The following is a 16,535-nucleotide window of genomic DNA, read 5'->3' on the forward strand; positions in this document are numbered from 1 at the left end:
GGCGCCGCCGTCGCCGGTAGGATCGTACGGTGCTGATTCTGCTTCCCCCCTCTGAAGGCAAGACCCCCGCGGTCCGGGGATCCGCCGTCGACTGGCCTTCCCTGAGCTTTCCGGCCCTTAACACGCACCGGGCCGCCGTCCTTGAAGCGCTGGGTACGGTCAGTGCGCATGAGGATGCCCTCGCTTTGTTGGGCGTCGGCGCATCGTTGAGGGACGACGTCGACCGCAACACCCGGCTCCACGCGGAACCGGCGGCGCCCGCGCACCAGATTTATACGGGTGTCCTGTACGACGCCCTGGGGTACAAAACGCTGACGCCGACGCAGCGCCGCAAAGCCGACGAATCAGTTCTGGTGGTGTCCGCGTTGTGGGGCGTCATCCGTTTCGCCGACCGGGTGCCCGCGTACCGGCTGTCGATGGGAACTGCACTGCCCGACGTCGGCCGCCTTGCCTCGTTCTGGAAGCCGCAGCTTTCGGAGGCCCTCACTAAGGCGGCGTCCGGGCACCTGCTGGTGGACTGCCGCTCCAGCACCTACGCGGCGGCGTGGGCGCCGCCGCCCGCGCACACCGTAGCGGTCAACGTATTCACCGAGGTGAACGGCGTGCGCAAGGTGGTGAGCCACTTCGCGAAACATACCCGGGGCGAGCTGGCACGGCACCTGCTGGCCCGCCGCGGCCGCGCCCCGGAGACCGCGGCGCAGCTGCTCAAGGCGGCCCGCGAAAAGTGGGAAGCGGAGCTCGCGGAGGGCTCAGCGCGGAAGCCGCACGCCCTGAACATCATCCTCCCCAACTGAGTAGCGCTATCTGTCGTTTTGACCTCTCAAAACGACAGATAGCGCTACTTAGTTGGGTGCTAGGCAGTCGGGGCGGGTGCGTTCCACTCGGCCGAGCGCACCAGGATGGCGCCGGAATCCGGGCAGAACACGATGTCGTCCTCGGCGGCGGCCTTGATCTCGGCGAGGTCCCCGGGGCTCAGTTTCATTCCTGAGGCCTCCGACGTGCCGTGGAACAGTCGGGCCGCGCCCACACCGCGCTTGGCGAGGGTCTTTTCGTAGACTGCCAGCATCCCCGCATCGAGTCCGGCGGCGAATTCATCACGCTGGGCGCGGACGACATTCGCTTCAGCATCCACCTCGGCCAGGGCTTCGTCGAGCTCGGCACGGATGCCGCTGAAGGAGCCCTGGATGTCATCAACGATCTGCTGTTGGGCGGCCTGCCGGGCGCGCAGGGAGTCGAGGCGTTCCAGCACTTCGAGCTCAACGTCCTCAAGATCTGACCGGCGCTTGTTCAGCGAGGCAATATCCTTCTGCAGGGCTACGAGATCCTTGGACAGTCCCGTTCCGCTGTTAAGCCGGGCTTCGTCGCGTTCAATCCGGGAAGCCACCTGCTCCACGTCGGCCTCGGCCCGCTTGAGTTCGGCTTCAGCGTCATGGACGGCCACCTTGGCGCCGCCCAGTTCACCGTTGGCCACCGAGAGCGCGGCCTCGAGGTCGGTGATCCTCGGATCGTTGCTAAGGGTACGGCGGCGGTTCTGCAGGGACTTGAGCTTCGCGTCCAGCCCTTGCAGTTCGAGCAACTTCAACTGTTCCGCCGGTGCTGCCTTAGCCAACTGCTACCTCCGTTTGTTTCCTGCCGGCCGGAACCGGGCACCCGATCGGCGCTGTATAGACTCTAGCGCCTGGCCCGCTCCCCTGCCTCGCATCCCGGGCTTAGCCCGGAGTCAGAATGAAGTCCCAGGGGTCACTGTTGGTGTTGCTCACCTGGATCTCGACGTCGTGCCCTTGATCGGCGAGCACGTTGCCCAGGGCTGATGCGGCGGCCGGCAGCCAGAGCCACTCGCTGGCAAAGTGGGAAACGTCGATCAGGTACGGCCTGCCGTCCACCGCCGCTTCGCGGGCTTCGGAAGCGGGATGGTGGCGGAGGTCGGCTGTGACATAGACGTCAGCGTTACTGGCCCGCACCTCGTCGAACAGGGAGTCACCCGCGCCGCCGCACACCGCAACGCGGCGCACCAGGCCGTCTTTGTCGCCGGACACACGGACTCCCCCGGCCACTGCGGGAAGGATGCCGAAAACCCGTGCGGCGAAATCGCCCAGGCTCATCACGTCGGCGAGATCCCCCACCCGGCCGATGCCTTCTTCGGGCAGCCCGTTCGCGGCCACGGTCAGCGGGGCCACGTCCTCCAGCCCCAGCGCATCAGCCAGGACATCGGAAACCCCGCCCACGGCCGAATCACCATTGGTGTGGACGGTCAGCAGTGCCGTTCCGGACTCAATGAGCCGGTGGATGGCCTGCCCCTTTGCAGTTGTGGCAGCCACCGAGGTGACGCCTTTGAGGAGCAACGGGTGGTGAGTGATCAGCAGCTCTGCGCCCCACTCCACGGCTTCCTCGATCACCGCAAGGGTGGGATCCACGGCGAACATCACCCGGGTGACCTGTGCGGCGGGATGACCGGCCACCAGGCCCACCTCGTCCCAGTTTTCAGCCAGCGACTCCGGCCAGAGTTCCTCGACGGCCAAAAGCACCTGTCCCAGGGTGGGAGCCGGGGACTCCGCGGGGGCGTCGCCGCCGGATCCGGTGCCGCCGCTGCCCGCATCTGTAACGCCGGTGTCTGCAGATTCCATAGACTCAGTTTTACCCCATCGGGCGGTTTAGCCGGAGTGTGTCGCCGTCTCGTAGGGTGGTCAGGGAATCATCCGGGGCACTCAACCATTGAAGAGGTCATGAAAACTTTTGTTCTGGGCGGAGGCTGCTTCTGGTGTTTGGACGCTGTCTACCAAAAAACCAGGGGCGTCTCCTCGGTAATTTCCGGCTATACGGGCGGCCACGATCCGCACCCTGACTACTATTCGGTCTGCAGTGGAACCACGGGCCACGCAGAAGCAGTGGCGGTGACCTTTGACGAAACAGTCATTCCGCCCGAGGTCATCCTGGACATGTTCTTCGCGCTGCACGATCCCACCACGCTCAACCGCCAGGGGTACGACGTCGGGACCCAGTACCGCTCGTCCATGTTCTACGAGACCCTCGAAGAGAAGATTCTTTTCGAGGAGGCCATTGATCGCAACCAGGCGCTGTGGTCCCACCCGATAGTCACAGAGGTCAGCCGGTTGTCACGGTTCTACGTAGCTGAGGACATCCACCAGGACTACTACGCCAAGTTCCCCGAGCAGGGCTACTGCCAGGTGATCATCAACCCCAAGCTCGCGAAGGCCCGGAAATATTACTCTGCATGGCTTAATGCTTAGCAGGGGCCAGCAGGCCATCGTTAGGCTGACCTCAGCATTCACTCTTGAGAGATAGGCATATCCCCATGGCACGGATCTATGACGATGTAACGCAGCTGGTCGGCGGCACCCCGCTGGTCCGCCTGAACCGGCTCACCGAGGGCCTGGGTGCCAGCGTGGCCGTCAAACTTGAGTTCTACAACCCGGCCAACAGCGTCAAGGACCGCATCGGCGTGGCCATCGTCGACGCCGCCGAGAAATCCGGTGCCCTCAAGCCCGGCGGCACCATCGTCGAAGGCACCTCCGGCAACACCGGTATCGCCCTGGCCATGGTGGGCGCTGCCCGCGGTTACAAGGTCATCCTGACCATGCCCGAAACCATGTCCACCGAGCGTCGCGTGATGCTCCGTGCGTTCGGGGCCGAGATTGTGCTGACCCCGGGCTCCGAGGGCATGCGCGGTGCCGTGGAGAAGGCCCAGGAAATCGTGGCCAACACGGAGAACTCGATCTGGGCCCAGCAGTTCGCCAACGAGGCCAACCCGGAGATCCACCGCACCACCACGGCCGAGGAAATCTGGTCCGACACCGACGGCAAGGTGGACATCTTCGTCGCCGGCATCGGCACCGGCGGAACCGTCACCGGCGTCGGGCAGGTCCTGAAGGAGCGCAACCCGGACGTCCAGATTGTTGCCATCGAACCGAAGGACTCCGCCATCCTGAACGGCGGCGCTCCGGGGCCGCACAAAATCCAGGGCATCGGTGCGAACTTCATCCCCGAAATCCTGGACACCAACGTTTACGACGAAGTCCTGGATGCCACCCTCGAAGACTCGGTGCGCGTTGCCCGTGACCTCGGCGTCAAGGAAGGCATCCTCGGCGGCATCTCCTCCGGCGCCATCGTCTGGGGCGCCCTGGAACTTGCCAAACGCCCGGAGAATGCGGGCAAGCTGATCGTCGCTGTCGTGTGCGACTTCGGTGAGCGTTACATCTCCACCGTGCTCTATGACGACATCCGCGGCTGATTCAGCCTTTGTCGCCTCGTTTCCTGTAGAAAGAACTTTGTGCGCTTTTTCGCAAGACTGAAGGAAGACCTCGACGCCGCCCGGTCACACGACCCGGCGGCTCGAGGTTCTTTTGAGAACTTTTTCGCTTATTCAGGGCTGCACGCCATCTGGATCCACAGGCTGACGCACCGCCTGTGGCAAACCCCGGGCCTGCGTTTCCCGGCCCGGCTGGTGTCCCAGCTGGGGCGCTTCCTGACGGGCATCGAGATTCATCCCGGCGCCACCATCGGACGCCGCTTCTTCATTGACCACGGCATGGGTGTGGTCATTGGGGAGACCGCCGAAATCGGCGAAGACGTCATGATCTACCACGGCGTTACCCTCGGTGGCCGCTCCCTGGCCAAGGTCAAGCGTCACCCCACCATCGAGGACCGGGTGACCATCGGTGCCGGCGCCAAAATCCTGGGACCCATCACCATCGGGCGGGACAGCGCCGTGGGCGCCAACGCCGTTGTGGTGAAGGACGCGCCGCCGGAATCGATCGTGACCGGAGTCCCCGCCAAGTGGCGTCACCGGGACGCGCAGCGCGAAACGAAACCCGCGGTGGACCCGGCCGAGTACGACATCGAATACCGGATCTGACCCCTACGTGTTCGTGGTGGCCGTATGGCCGCCGGCCACCCGCTTCAGCACCAGCATGACCACCGGGTCGAACAGCCTGTCGGGCAGTATCCGCCTCAGGGCAAGGATGGCCCGGGCCCCGCTACCCACCGGGTAACGGGTCCGGGGCCGCGCCGCGGTGGCCGCATGCAGCACCGCTGCGGCAATGACCTGTGGCTGTGTCGATGTCCCCGCCCGGCCCGTGGACGCCAGCGCGCCGGCCGCCAGCTGTGCCTGGGAGGCATACGGACCTGCACCGCTGGTCTCCCGAAGCCCCTGGGCGGCGATACTTCCCCACTCGGAGATGGTACTGGCCGGCTCGATGATCGAGACGCTGATTCCGTGTGGCTTCAGCTCCAGCCGCAGCGAGTCGCTCAGACCCTCGACAGCGAATTTCGAGGCGTGGTACCAGGAGCCAAGCGGCTCGTAGAATTTTCCGCCGATCGATGAGACGTTGATGATGCGTCCGCGGCCGGCCAGCCGCATCGCGGGCAAAACCAGCTGCGTCATCCTGGCCAGCCCGAAAACATTCACCTCAAATTGGCGCCGGCCTTCGGCCAGGTCCACCTCTTCGAGCGCTCCGTAGGATCCGTAGCCGGCGTTGTTGACCAGGACGTCTATCCGTCCGCGCTCTTCAAGGACGCGGCCGACGGCGGCGCGCATCGAATCATCGTCCGTCACGTCAAGTGCCAGGACCTGGATTCCGAGCGCAGCCAGCGGCTCCATCCGGTCCGTCCGGCGGGCTCCCGCATACACCAGGAAACCGTGGCTTCTGAGGTGTTTGGCCGCCTCGAACCCTATTCCGGTGGAGGCTCCGGTGATGAATGCGACTGGTTTGGGCACCTTGGACTCCTTGGCTGGACGGACACCGCTGGTGCCGTGAAACGCCAACGGCCGGCAGCTCCAAGAATATCCTTGGCGGTGCCGGCCGCAGGGGCAGTAACGCGGGTGTTAGTGCGTGTCCACTGCTTCGATTTCGGACTTGTCCTCGCCCCAGAGGGTGTGGAAAGTGCCCTCTGCGTCGACACGTCCATAGGTGTGGGCACCGAAGAGGTCGCGCTGGCCCTGGATCAGGGCGGCTGCTACGCGCTTGCGGCGCAGGCCGTCGTAGTACGCCAGGGAGGAGGAGAATACCGGTACCGGGATGCCCAGCTGGACGGCGGTGGCAACGACGCGGCGCCAGGCCGGGAGTGCGTCAGCAATTGCCTGGGTGAAGGCCGGTGCGAAGAGCAGGTTTGCGGGCTTTTCGTCAGCGGCGTACGCCTTGGTGATGTCCTTAAGCAGCTCGGCACGGATGATGCAGCCGGCCCGCCACAGGGATGCGATCTCGTCCAGCTTGAGGTCCCAGCCGTATTCCTTGGCGGAGGACGTCAGCATGTCCAGGCCCTGCGCGTAGGAGACCAGCTTGGAGGCGTACAGCGCCTGCCGGACGTCCTCAACGAAGGTTTCGGGGATTTCCACGGCGGCTTCTCCGCCGGCCAGCAGCTCCTGGCCGAGCTTGCGCTGCTCTGCCTGGGAAGAAAGTCCACGGGCGAAGACGGACTCGGCGATGCCGGATACCGGGGAGCCGAGTTCAAGGGCGGATATGACGGTCCAGCGGCCGGTGCCCTTCTGGCCTGCGGCGTCAACCACAATGTCCACGAACGGCTTGCCCGTCTTGGCATCAACGTGGGCCAGGACCTCGGCGGAAATTTCGATCAGGAATGAGGACAGGTCGCCCTTGTTCCACTCGGTGAAAATCTTGGCCTGTTCGGCGGGCTCGATGCCTGCACCTGAACGAAGGAGGTCGAAAGCTTCGCCGATGACCTGCATGTCGGCGTATTCGATGCCGTTGTGGACCATCTTGACGAAGTGGCCGGCGCCGTCGGTGCCGACCCAGGCGCAGCACGGCTCGCCGTCAACCTTGGCGGCAATCTTTTCAAGCAGCGGGCCCAGGGCCTTGTAGGACTCCTTGGAGCCGCCCGGCATGATGGAGGGGCCGTTCAGTGCGCCTTCTTCGCCGCCGGAAACGCCGACGCCTACGAAGTGGAGGTCCTTCTTGGCCAGCGCGGCTTCGCGGCGGCGGGTGTCCTCGTAGTGCGAGTTGCCGGCGTCGATGATGATGTCCCCGGCTTCCAGCAGCGGCTCAAGCTGCTCGATGACGGAGTCAACCGGCTTGCCGGCCTTGACCATGATCAGGACGCGGCGGGGCTTCTCCAGGGAGTCCACCAGTTCCTGCAGGGTTTCGGTACGGATGAAGTCGCCGTCCGTGCCGTGCTTCTCGAGCAGGGCGTCGGTCTTTTCCACCGACCTGTTGTGCAAGGCAACCGTGAAGCCGTTGCGGGCCAGGTTGCGGGCCAGGTTTGCTCCCATCACCGCAAGGCCGGTGACACCGATGTGTGCAGACATCAAAAACTCCAATTCATTGTGTGCAGTGGATGTGCAGATGGCTCCGCAATCGCTGCGAAGCACACTCTGACGAACCGATGGATCCTAATAAAGCATATATATTCGAGGCGCCGAGGGGAAGCACTGCCCACTTTGTGGAACGCAGCGGGTCATTCCCCGTCTAGGCTTGACGTCATGTCCACCAGCCTGCACCACCGTGCCATTGAGAATGTTGGCACCCGAATCATCACGGGCGATCTCCCCCCTGGCCACGTTATGCTGGCCGAGCAGTTGGAGGAAGAGCTGAAGGTTTCCCGCTCCGTGGTCCGCGAAGCCGTGCGCGTCCTTCAGTCACTGGGCCTGGTTGAAACTATCAAACGCGTTGGCATCCGGGTCCTGCCGCCCAGCCGCTGGAACCCCTACGATCCGCAGGTCATCCGGTGGCGGCTGTCCAGCGAGGGCCGCGGCGCCCAGCTCAGGTCGCTGATCGAGCTGCGATCCGCCGTCGAGCCGGCCGCTGCTGAGTTGGCAGCGAAGAATGCGCCTGCGGCGCTGCGCACCGAGCTTGTGGACATTGCCCATGCCCTGCGCGATGCCGGCCACAGTGGTGACGGGCAAAAGTTCCTTGACCTGGACATCGCCTTCCACTCCGTGCTGCTCTCCGGATCGGGCAACGAAATGTTCGCCAACCTGATGGGCCAGGTGGCCGAAACCCTGACCGGCCGCACGGTCCACGGCCTGATGCCTGACCATCCCCACGAAGGCGCGCTCCAGTGGCATGTGGACCTCGCCGAGGCGGTTGCGGCCAGCGACGCCGCCGCAGCCCGGAACGCCTCCGAACAGATCATGCGCCGCACGACGTCCCGGCTCTCCGGAACATGGACAGATCAGCCGCGGGTGTTCATTCCCGTTCGCAGGAACTGAAAATTCGCCAGAGCTGACCCGACGGCGGCGTTTACTGCTCCTGTGGTTTGAAGTTGAGGAGGACTTTGCCGGATTGGGCGGAGTTTTTGGCGGTGGTGAAGGCGTCGAGTCCCTGGCTGAGGGGGTAGTCGTGGGTGATGACGGGCCCGATGTGCAAGGTGCCGTCGGCGAGGGCGGTGATGACGTCATCGATCTCGTCGTTGAACCTGAATGAGCCTTTGAGGTCCAGTTCGCGGGTGATGGCCAGGGAGATCAGGACCGGCTGGGGTCCGGTGGGCAGCAGCCCGACCATGACCACGGTCCCGCCGCGGGCCGCGCCCCGGATGGCCGAGGCCAGGCCGTGGTGGCTGCCGGAGGATTCGATCACGATATCGGCCTGCACGGCCGCGATCGTGTCCGCGTCCGGTGCCTGCAGGACCGCGTCCGCCCCGACCGCTGTGGCGATCTCCAGCGGCATGGGGTGCATGTCGACGGCGGTGATCCGGGCCGCGCCGGCACGTTTGAGGACCGCAACACACAGCGCCCCGATCGGGCCGGACCCGATCACCAGGGCGCTCTTGCCGGCCACGTCCCCGGCCCGGGCCACCGCATGCCAGGCCACACTGGCGGGTTCGATCAGCGCCGCGGTGCGCAGGTCCAGGGTCTCCGGCAGGGCCCGGAGCATCCGGGCGGGCAGGTTCACGTACCGGGCGAACGCCCCGTCGGTGTGCGGGAACTGCGCCGCGGACCCCAGGTAGGTGCAGCCCGGAGACAGGTTCGGCCGGCCCGCCGGGTACCGGACCGCCGGGTACCGGACCGTCCCGTCACCGGGGCCGGGGGTCGCCGGGTGGACCGCGACCGGGGTGCCCGCGGCCGGGCCCGTCCCGTCCGCCGCGGCGACCACCACAACACCGGAAATCTCGTGCCCCAGCACCATCGGGGCCTTCAGGATCGACTCGCCGGCCGCGCCGTGGAGCCAGTAATGCAGGTCCGACCCGCAGATCCCGCCGTACGCGACCTCCACCACCGCCTCATCCGGTCCCGGCACCGCGAGCGGCACGTCCTCGATCCGCAGATCCCCCGCCGCGTACGCGAGCACGGCCGGGCCGGAGACGGGCAGGGCTGTCCCTGCTGCCGGGGCTGTCCCGTGGGTTTCCCGGGCTGACCCTGTCACCGCTGAGACCTCCATCAGACCACCACCGTCATGCCGCCGTCGATAAAGATCGTCTGCCCGTTGACAAAATCCGACCCGTCCGAGGCCAGCCACACCGCGGGCCCGGCCAGGTCCTGCACGGTCCCCCACCGGTGCGCCGGGGTCCGGCCCAGGATCCAGGCATTGAACTGCTCATCGTCCACCAGGTTCTGCGTCATTTCCGTATGGATATACCCCGGCGCGATCCCGTTGATCTGCAACCCCGAGCCCGCCCACTCGGCCGTCATTGCCCGGGTCAGGTTCCGCAAACCGCCCTTCGCCGCCACATACGGGGCGATCGTGGGCCGGGCCAGGTCCGTCTGCACCGAACAGATGTTGATGATCTTGCCCTTCCCGCGCGGGATCATGAACCGGGCAGCCGCCCGGCCCAGAAGGAACGCGCTGGTCAGGTCCGTGGCGATCACCCGCTCCCAATCCGCGACGTCCAGCTCCAGCATCGGCACCCGGTGCTGGATCCCGGCGTTATTCACCAAAATCCGCAACGGGCCCACATGCTCCTCCACCCACGCCACACCCCGGGCAGCCTCCGCATCACTGGTGACATCAAACGCCACACTATGGACCCGGCCCGGCGCGAAATCGGCAGCCAACGCCGCCTCCGCGGCCTTCAACCGCTCCGGATTAATCCCGTTCAACACCACCGTCGCCCCGGCCTCAGCCAACGCCCGCGCCAACGCAAAACCAATCCCCCGGCTCGACCCCGTCACCAAAGCAACCCGACCCGTCAAATCAAAAAGCCCGCTCATGCACTGTCCCTTTCGTAGCGCTGTCCGCTGCTGCGTCGCTGAGTTGTGAAATTGCCTGGCGGACCACGGCAAGGTCCTTCTCGCCCAGGCCCTGCCGCTTCAGTTCCGCGTAAAGTTCGACGCCGGCAGTCGCCATGGGCACGGCAGCACCGGCCGCCCGGGCTGACTCGAGCACAAAGGAAAGGTCCTTGTGCATGAATTTCGCCGGGCCCGTGGGAGTGTAGTCCTTGCGGACCAGCCGCGGCCCCACATTGTCGAGCACGCGGCTGCCGGCCAGACCGCCGGCCAGGACGTCAAAGAGTGCTGCCGGATCCATGCCGGAACGCTCAGCGAGCTCGGCCGCCTCGGCGAGTGCCGCCGTCGTGGTTCCCACGATGAGTTGGTTGCACGCCTTGGCCAGCGACCCCGAGCCCAAGGGCCCCATGTGCCGGACCGTGGTTCCCATCGCCGCAAAGAAGGGCATGAGCCGCTCGAAGTCATCGGCTGCACCGCCTGCCATGATCGCCAGGGTGCCGTCGGCTGCCCCCTTGGTTCCGCCGCTGACCGGAGCATCCACCACCACGGCGCGGCCGCCGCTCGCCTCACGGACGCGGCGGCCGAAGTCCTGGACCCTGGCCGGCGAAACAGAGCTCATGACCACCACCGCGGTGTTGGCATTCGGTGGCGTGTCGGCCCAGCTCGCCAGCAGCCCTCCCGCTGCCTCCTCGATGAAGGACAGGTCAGGCAGCATAAACGCGATAACCGGCAGGTCCCGCAGCGCTGCAACATCCGGTGCCTGGCGGCCGCCCTTTAGCGCCAACTGCCGCAGGGGTTCGGCGGAACGGTTCCAGGCAGAAACGTCCCAGCCGGCGCGGAGCAGATTCTCAGCCATGGGCAGTCCCATCAGTCCAAGGCCCACAAAGCCCGCTCGTTTGTCTTCCATCAATCGGCCTCGACTCACATCGTTGTGTGGTTAATGTAGGGAAATCTGTCCAATATCCTAGCCGCTATTCAGTATGATGAACAGTATGACGACTCAAACCACCGTCGCGATCGCCGTCCCGCTCGAAGCAGAGCTCGTGGACCGCATCCGCGCAGTAGACCCCTCCGTGACCGTCCTCTATGAGCCGGACCTCCTTCCGCCCGAACGCTTTCCTGCCGACCACTCCGGGGATCCGGACTTCAAGCGGACGCCCGCGCAGGAGGAGCGGTACTGGGACATGCTCACCAAAGCACAGGTGCTGTATGGCCTGCCGAATGAAAGCCCGGCCGGCCTGGCCCGCATCGCCCGCGAGAACCCGCGGCTCCAGTGGGTTCACGCCATGGCCGCCGGAGCCGGCGGAGCTGTCAAGGCATCCGGGCTGGACCAGGAGACACTGCGGAAGTTCAAGGTGACTACATCGGCCGGCGTCCACGCTCTGCCCCTCGCCGAATTCGCCGCCCTGGGGATCCTCAACGGCTTCAAGCGCAGCGGCGAGCTGGTCCAGGACCAGGCCGCCAAGGTGTGGCCCGAACTGCGAACCCCCACCCGGCTGGTCAGCGGTTCCACGCTGGTGGTCACCGGACTGGGCGAGATCGGACTGGAGACCGCGCGGATCGCACGGGCCCTGGGCATGAAGGTCAGCGGCACGAAGCGCACAGTGGAACCCATCGAGGGAATCGAGCAGGTTGCGGACAACGACGGACTCGCCGGGCTCCTTGCCACGGCCGATGCCGTGGTGAACACCCTGCCAGGCACGCCGTTTACGGAGAAGCTGTTCAACCGTGACGTCTTTGCCGCAATGAAACCCGGAACGGTGTTTGTGAACGTCGGCCGCGGCACCGTGGTGGACGAGGACGCGCTCCTGGAGGCCCTCAACAACGGCCAGGTGTCCTACGCCTGCCTGGACGTCTTCGCCGTGGAGCCTCTTCCCCGGGACAGCCCGCTGTGGGACCATCCGAAGGTCCTGGTGTCACCGCATACCTCGGCCCTCAGCGCAGCAGAAAACCGCCTGATCGCAGAGCGTTTCGCCAGCAACCTCCGTACGTTCCTCGACGGCGGCGACCTGCCCCACCTTGTGGACCCGGTCCACTTCTACTAAAGAACCGCCCCGTTTCACCTTTGAGCCCCTGCCGGACTCCTGGCACCAGGATCCGGCAGGGGCTCTTGGCGTCCCCTGACTTTTCGGCTCGAGTGCAGCCTCCACCTGCGAAGTGCCGGACATCGACCAGGAGCCGGTCAGTGACCCGGCCCGGCATCCACCCCCTCCCACGAAACACTGAAAGGCGGCCTCCCCGTTTCCGGGAAGGCCGCCTTTCGCCTGTTGGGGCAGGCTTAGCTAGCTTGCATCCTCCACAAGGACCAGGTCACGGCCGTTCGTCTCGGGTGTAAAGAACGTGGTTCCGAAGGAGATCAGCGCCAGGACCAGCGAGTAGATCGCGGGGACCAGCCAGGAGTGGCCGGTGGCGGCCAGGAGGGCCACACCGATCATGGGAGCGAAGCCGCCGGCGAGGACGGCTGAGAGTTCCCGGCTCAGGGCCACGCCCGTAAAGCGGTGCTGGGCGCCGAAGAGTTCCGGCAGCAGGGCGCACTGCGGGCCGAGCATGGACTGCACACCCAGGGAGATGCCGACCACCATAACAACCCAGACCAGGGTGACGTTGCCCAGGGTGACCAGGTAGAACGCCGGCAGGGCGATGACGGCCTGGAACAGGGCGCCGTAGCGGTAGACGGGCACCCGGCCGAAGCGATCGGACAGGGCGCCGAAGGTGACCACCATGACTGCCGCGAACCCGGCGGCGATGAGCAGGCCCGTGGGGCCAATGAACTTGTCACCGGCGAAGATGCCGGCCGGCATGCTGATGAAGGACACCAGGAGGGCTGAGTAGATGGACGAGTTGCCGTTTTCACCCATCCGAAGGCCAATGCCGATGAGCACGTTCTTCTTTGAGTGCTTCCAGATCTGCGTGACCGGGTTCTTCACCACGGCCTTGTGCTTCTCAAGCTCCTGGAACACCGGGGTTTCCTTGAGGCGGAGCCTGATGAAGACCGCGATGACAATCAGGATGACGCTCGCCAGGAAGGGTACGCGCCACAGCCAGCCCTGGAGCACTTCCTTGTCGGCCAGTGCCATGAGGGCGAAAGTGCCTGCACCCAGAAGTGTGCCGAGCTGGATGCCAACGAAGGGCAGGGAAGCGAAGAACCCGCGACGGCGGCGCGGGGCCACCTCTGAAATCAGCGTGGTGGCACCTGCCTGCTCGGCACCGGCGCCCAGTCCCTGGAGGATGCGGAGGGCCACCAGGAGGACAGCCCCAAGCATTCCGGCCTGCTCGAAGGTGGGCAGGAGCCCGATGGCGAAGCTTGCCATCCCCATGAGGCCAATGGTCAGGATCAGGACCATCTTCCGGCCGAACCGGTCACCGATGTAGCCGAAGACGATGCCGCCGAACGGCCGGGCGGCAAAGCCCACGCCGTAGGTAGCAAAGGACGCAATGACAGCACCGCTTTCGCCGAGTGGCGAGAAGAACAGCGGCCCGAAGATGAGAGCGGATGCCAGGCCGTATATGTAGAAGTCGTAGTACTCCAGGGCGGAGCCCACTGAGCTGGCAAGAGTTGCCCTTCGCAGCTGCTCCGGATCGACGACGGCGCCGTCCGCGTCAGCCTGCGGTGATTTAGTACGAGTTGTCACAAGAACTCCCTCAAAAACACTCCAGGCCCCCGTTGGCCTGGTGGGTTAGCGACGACACCTGTTGTGCGGATCACTATACTGAACAGAGTACAGCAAGTTGAACAGGTTGCAAGAGATCTTCTCGAATGTTGCTGCGGCAGAGCGGCTGCAGGCTGTGGGCGGGCAGCCGGCGGACTTACCCCATGGGATTGCCCAGGGACTGGGCGAGCTCACTCAGCTCCTTGACCATCTGGGACCCCTGCTCCTCGGTGTAGGTCGCTTTCAAGGCCGTGACGGACAGGCCCAGGCTCGGCCCGTGGGCACCGCGGGTGGGGACAGCCACCGCGAGGCACACAACACCTGTGGTGGATTCTTCATCCTCGAAGGCGTAGCCCTGCTCGCGGATGGTTCGCAGCTGGCCCTTCAGCTCAGCGCCAGTGCGCAGCGATTTGGGCGTGAGGACGGGCAGTTCCGCGTCGTCCGGGAACATGGCGTCAATGTCATAGTCATTGAGCCGCGCGATCAGTGCCTTGCCCACGGCGCACAGCGAGACCGGCATCTTGTCGCCGATATTGGAGGTCAGGCGGACTGCCGGGTGCCCCTCATAGCGGGCCAGGTAGATGACGTTGCTGCCATCGAGCATGGCAATCCGGACAGTTTCCCCCGAAAGTGTGGGCGCCTGCTCACAGAAGCGGTAGAACTCCTGCACCTCATCGAGCCGGCTCAAATACGCGGCACCCAGCTCCACCAGCTTGCGGCCCAGCGTGAACTCGGCGCCCTGGCGGCTGATGAGCCGTGCTTCTTCCAGTGCCAGCAAAAGGTTCGATGTTGACGACTTCGGGATCCCCAGCTCGCGGGCCAGGTCGCTCAGCGTCAGGCGCCCGGTGGAGGAAGCCGCCAAGGCATCCATGACGGCAGCAGCCCTGGTGACCGCCGGCGCCGGCGAGGTGCTCCCCAGGCCATCGGAGGAACGGGGTGTGCGGGAATCGGCCATGATTCTCCTTCAATCGGCACGCCGGGGCGCTTCACGTTTATGTGTCCAATCCACTGAACACTAACCATCATAATGGCTGCAGGCTCATCGGGCGGCGGTGAAACTTTGCGACGCTCCTGCGGCTCGGACACGAAATGACGGGCATTTGTTTGTTTCCGGAAGTTCACTGTATATTCATGGAAGACCCTCCACCGCGGCATCCCCCAATAGTCGCGGTGGAGGGTTTTCCAATGCCCGGACAACCGGGCTCCGGGCCTCAGGCCGCATCGGCGGCCGCCTCCCGCAGCCGCCAGCCGCCGCCCAGGCCATCCCGTTCCAGCACCATAGTGGTCAGCGCGGACTGTGGGTTGCGTCCCAGCCTCACCTGGACCTGGAGGACCTCTATATCCACGCGGCCCAGGCCCTTGGGCATCCGACGCTCCTGCTCCCACCAGCTCACACGTTCAAACCATCTCACCGCTTCGGCACCGACGGCCCATTCCCTGCCGTTGCTGACAACCGACGTCGGCGTCCCGTCCCGGGACGTCTTGACCACCACAAATTCCATACGGGGAACACTAGGGACGGGCACTGACAATCAAGCGCAGGCGTCGAGGCAGCCCCTTATGGGGAGCAACGAAAAACCCCGTCTGTTCCGGCCGCAGGGGCCTGGAACAAACGGGGTTTTGGTGGTGGGTCCTACCGGGATCGAACCGATGACATCCACGGTGTAAACGTGGCGCTCTACCAGCTGAGCTAAAGACCCGAACGGCCGGTTTCCGCAGTTCAGCGCGTCAACCAACGAACATAAACTCTACCCGATGCACTGGAGCAAAAGCCAATCCGCCGCCCCCCGGCACAGGCCGTAGCAGTGGTTCGGCGGAATCAGAGATCGGGAAGTTCGTTTGCCAGCCACGTCAGGGACTCGCTGACGCCGGCGTGAAGCTTGATGGTGGCCTGGGGGTCTCCGCGGGTCTCCCCGCGGTTGATGATGACCACCGGCTTACCGGACTTTGCAGCGTGCCGGACGAACCGCAAACCGCTCATCACCGTCAGTGACGATCCCGCCACGAGGAGGGCCCCGGCGTCGTCCACCATCGCGTAGGCGGCTTCCACCCGGTCTTTCGGCACATTCTCCCCGAAGTAGACGAAGTCGGGTTTGAGCGTTCCGCCGCAGGCGGGGCAGCCCGCGACAACAAAACCGGAGATGAGGGCGGCGTCGTCAACAGTAGCGTCAGCGTCGGGTGCGATTTCCACCATGCCGGATTCGGTGGCACGCTCCAGGAACCCGGGGTTCAGCTCTGAAAGCACCCCGGCCAGCAGGCGCCGGCTGTAGGTCCGCCTGCACTCCAGGCAAACTACCTGGTCGTACCGGCCGTGGAGGTCGATGACTTTGATGCTGCCGGCGTCTTCGTGGAGCCGGTCAACGTTCTGGGTGATGAGGCCGGTCAGCAGCCTGCGCCGTTCCAGTTCTGCCGCTGCCCGGTGCCCCTGGTTGGGATCGGCGTGGCGCATGTGGGACCAGCCGATGTGATTCCTGGCCCAATAGCGCTGCCGGTTGGCGGCGTCGCGCACGAATTCCTGATAGGTCATCGGTGACCGTGGCGCAGCGTCCGGACCGCGGTAATCCGGTATGCCGGAATCCGTGCTCAGCCCGGCACCGGTCAGCAGCGCCAGGGGCTTGCCGGCCAGCAGCAGCCGGACTTTCTCCAGACCCTGAAGGTGCTCAGCGGAAAGTGCCGCGGGGGCAGCGGCGGGCAGGCTGGCGAAACCCGTCAAGCCAACGCCGACACCCTGCCGCTGCTGGTCCATACGG

The 16,535-nt window shown here is 65.3% G+C and carries 17 protein-coding genes and 1 tRNA gene; 6 read left to right on the plus strand and 12 right to left on the minus strand.

The window, feature by feature from the left end:
* The first annotated feature begins 29 nt into the window (after positions 1 to 29).
* The gene (locus tag IDT60_RS10890) at positions 30 to 794 is read left to right on the plus strand and encodes a YaaA family protein (RefSeq protein ID WP_191079098.1); all 765 of its coding nucleotides are present in this window, start codon (positions 30 to 32) and stop codon (positions 792 to 794) included.
* Between the two features lie 59 nt (positions 795 to 853).
* Here IDT60_RS10890 and IDT60_RS10895 read toward each other — a convergent pair whose 3' ends face one another.
* Together IDT60_RS10895 and IDT60_RS10900 are read right to left on the minus strand one after the other, a co-directional pair.
* Positions 854 to 1,609: a zinc ribbon domain-containing protein gene (locus tag IDT60_RS10895; protein WP_164199292.1), complete on the minus strand. Its 756-nt coding sequence runs from the start codon at positions 1,607 to 1,609 to the stop codon at positions 854 to 856.
* A gap of 100 nt (positions 1,610 to 1,709) precedes the next feature.
* Complete coding sequence (locus tag IDT60_RS10900; protein WP_164199290.1) at positions 1,710 to 2,624, minus strand: Nif3-like dinuclear metal center hexameric protein; 915 nt, start codon at positions 2,622 to 2,624, stop codon at positions 1,710 to 1,712.
* A 99-nt stretch (positions 2,625 to 2,723) separates the two neighbouring features.
* On the opposite strand from IDT60_RS10900, the gene msrA reads away from it, so the two are divergent.
* From msrA to epsC, 3 genes are all read left to right on the plus strand, one after another.
* Positions 2,724 to 3,248: a peptide-methionine (S)-S-oxide reductase MsrA gene (msrA, locus tag IDT60_RS10905; protein ID WP_164199289.1), complete on the plus strand. Its 525-nt coding sequence runs from the start codon at positions 2,724 to 2,726 to the stop codon at positions 3,246 to 3,248.
* A gap of 65 nt (positions 3,249 to 3,313) precedes the next feature.
* Positions 3,314 to 4,249 carry a cysteine synthase A gene (gene cysK / locus IDT60_RS10910; protein WP_164199287.1) on the plus strand — a complete coding sequence of 312 codons (936 nt, stop codon included), beginning with the start codon at positions 3,314 to 3,316 and terminating at the stop codon, positions 4,247 to 4,249.
* Positions 4,250 to 4,288: 39 nt separating this feature from the next.
* On the plus strand, positions 4,289 to 4,873 hold the full coding sequence (epsC, locus tag IDT60_RS10915; protein WP_191079099.1) for a serine O-acetyltransferase EpsC: 585 nt from the start codon (positions 4,289 to 4,291) through the stop codon (positions 4,871 to 4,873).
* 3 nt (positions 4,874 to 4,876) lie between these two features.
* On the opposite strand, the gene IDT60_RS10920 is transcribed toward epsC, so the two are convergent.
* Together IDT60_RS10920 and gndA are read right to left on the minus strand one after the other, a co-directional pair.
* Complete coding sequence (locus tag IDT60_RS10920; RefSeq protein ID WP_191079100.1) at positions 4,877 to 5,734, minus strand: oxidoreductase; 858 nt, start codon at positions 5,732 to 5,734, stop codon at positions 4,877 to 4,879.
* A gap of 108 nt (positions 5,735 to 5,842) precedes the next feature.
* A complete protein-coding gene (gene gndA / locus IDT60_RS10925) occupies positions 5,843 to 7,279 on the minus strand; it encodes an NADP-dependent phosphogluconate dehydrogenase (RefSeq protein WP_191079101.1) in 1,437 nt (478 codons plus the stop codon).
* Positions 7,280 to 7,453: 174 nt separating this feature from the next.
* Between gndA and IDT60_RS10930 the strand changes: the two genes are divergently transcribed.
* A complete protein-coding gene (locus IDT60_RS10930; protein ID WP_191079102.1) occupies positions 7,454 to 8,182 on the plus strand; it encodes a FadR/GntR family transcriptional regulator in 729 nt (242 codons plus the stop codon).
* Positions 8,183 to 8,213: 31 nt separating this feature from the next.
* On the opposite strand, the gene IDT60_RS10935 is transcribed toward IDT60_RS10930, so the two are convergent.
* From IDT60_RS10935 to IDT60_RS10945, 3 genes are read right to left on the minus strand one after another with little or no spacing between them, the layout of a single operon-like run.
* The gene (locus IDT60_RS10935; protein ID WP_191079103.1) at positions 8,214 to 9,350 is read right to left on the minus strand and encodes an L-idonate 5-dehydrogenase; all 1,137 of its coding nucleotides are present in this window, start codon (positions 9,348 to 9,350) and stop codon (positions 8,214 to 8,216) included.
* Positions 9,350 to 10,120, minus strand: coding sequence for an SDR family oxidoreductase (locus IDT60_RS10940; RefSeq protein WP_191079104.1), 771 nt, complete (start codon positions 10,118 to 10,120; stop codon positions 9,350 to 9,352). Before IDT60_RS10940 ends, IDT60_RS10935 begins: the two co-directional genes overlap by 1 nt.
* The gene (locus IDT60_RS10945; protein ID WP_191079105.1) at positions 10,104 to 11,042 is read right to left on the minus strand and encodes an NAD(P)-dependent oxidoreductase; all 939 of its coding nucleotides are present in this window, start codon (positions 11,040 to 11,042) and stop codon (positions 10,104 to 10,106) included. Before IDT60_RS10945 ends, IDT60_RS10940 begins: the two co-directional genes overlap by 17 nt.
* 73 nt (positions 11,043 to 11,115) lie before the next feature.
* Here IDT60_RS10945 and IDT60_RS10950 point away from each other — a divergent pair, with 73 nt between their 5' ends.
* Positions 11,116 to 12,180 (plus strand): D-2-hydroxyacid dehydrogenase, encoded by a 1,065-nt coding sequence (locus tag IDT60_RS10950; protein WP_191079106.1) that lies wholly within the window; start codon positions 11,116 to 11,118, stop codon positions 12,178 to 12,180.
* 237 nt (positions 12,181 to 12,417) lie between these two features.
* Here IDT60_RS10950 and IDT60_RS10955 read toward each other — a convergent pair whose 3' ends face one another.
* From IDT60_RS10955 to IDT60_RS10975, 5 genes are all read right to left on the minus strand, one after another.
* Positions 12,418 to 13,767 carry an MFS transporter gene (locus IDT60_RS10955; protein WP_191079107.1) on the minus strand — a complete coding sequence of 450 codons (1,350 nt, stop codon included), beginning with the start codon at positions 13,765 to 13,767 and terminating at the stop codon, positions 12,418 to 12,420.
* Positions 13,768 to 13,942: 175 nt separating this feature from the next.
* Positions 13,943 to 14,740, minus strand: a complete 798-nt coding sequence (locus IDT60_RS10960) for an IclR family transcriptional regulator (protein WP_191079108.1) — start codon at positions 14,738 to 14,740, stop codon at positions 13,943 to 13,945.
* Between the two features lie 256 nt (positions 14,741 to 14,996).
* Positions 14,997 to 15,287, minus strand: a complete 291-nt coding sequence (locus IDT60_RS10965; RefSeq protein WP_164199265.1) for a hypothetical protein — start codon at positions 15,285 to 15,287, stop codon at positions 14,997 to 14,999.
* Between the two features lie 122 nt (positions 15,288 to 15,409).
* A tRNA-Val gene (locus IDT60_RS10970) sits at positions 15,410 to 15,485 on the minus strand.
* A gap of 119 nt (positions 15,486 to 15,604) precedes the next feature.
* Entirely contained in the window at positions 15,605 to 16,531 is a 927-nt protein-coding gene (locus IDT60_RS10975) for a Sir2 family NAD-dependent protein deacetylase (RefSeq protein WP_191079109.1), read from the minus strand.
* Positions 16,532 to 16,535: the final 4 nt, after the last annotated feature.

It is taken from the genome of Pseudarthrobacter sp. BIM B-2242, from assembly GCF_014764445.1.
GTDB lineage: Bacteria > Actinomycetota > Actinomycetes > Actinomycetales > Micrococcaceae > Arthrobacter > Arthrobacter luteus_A.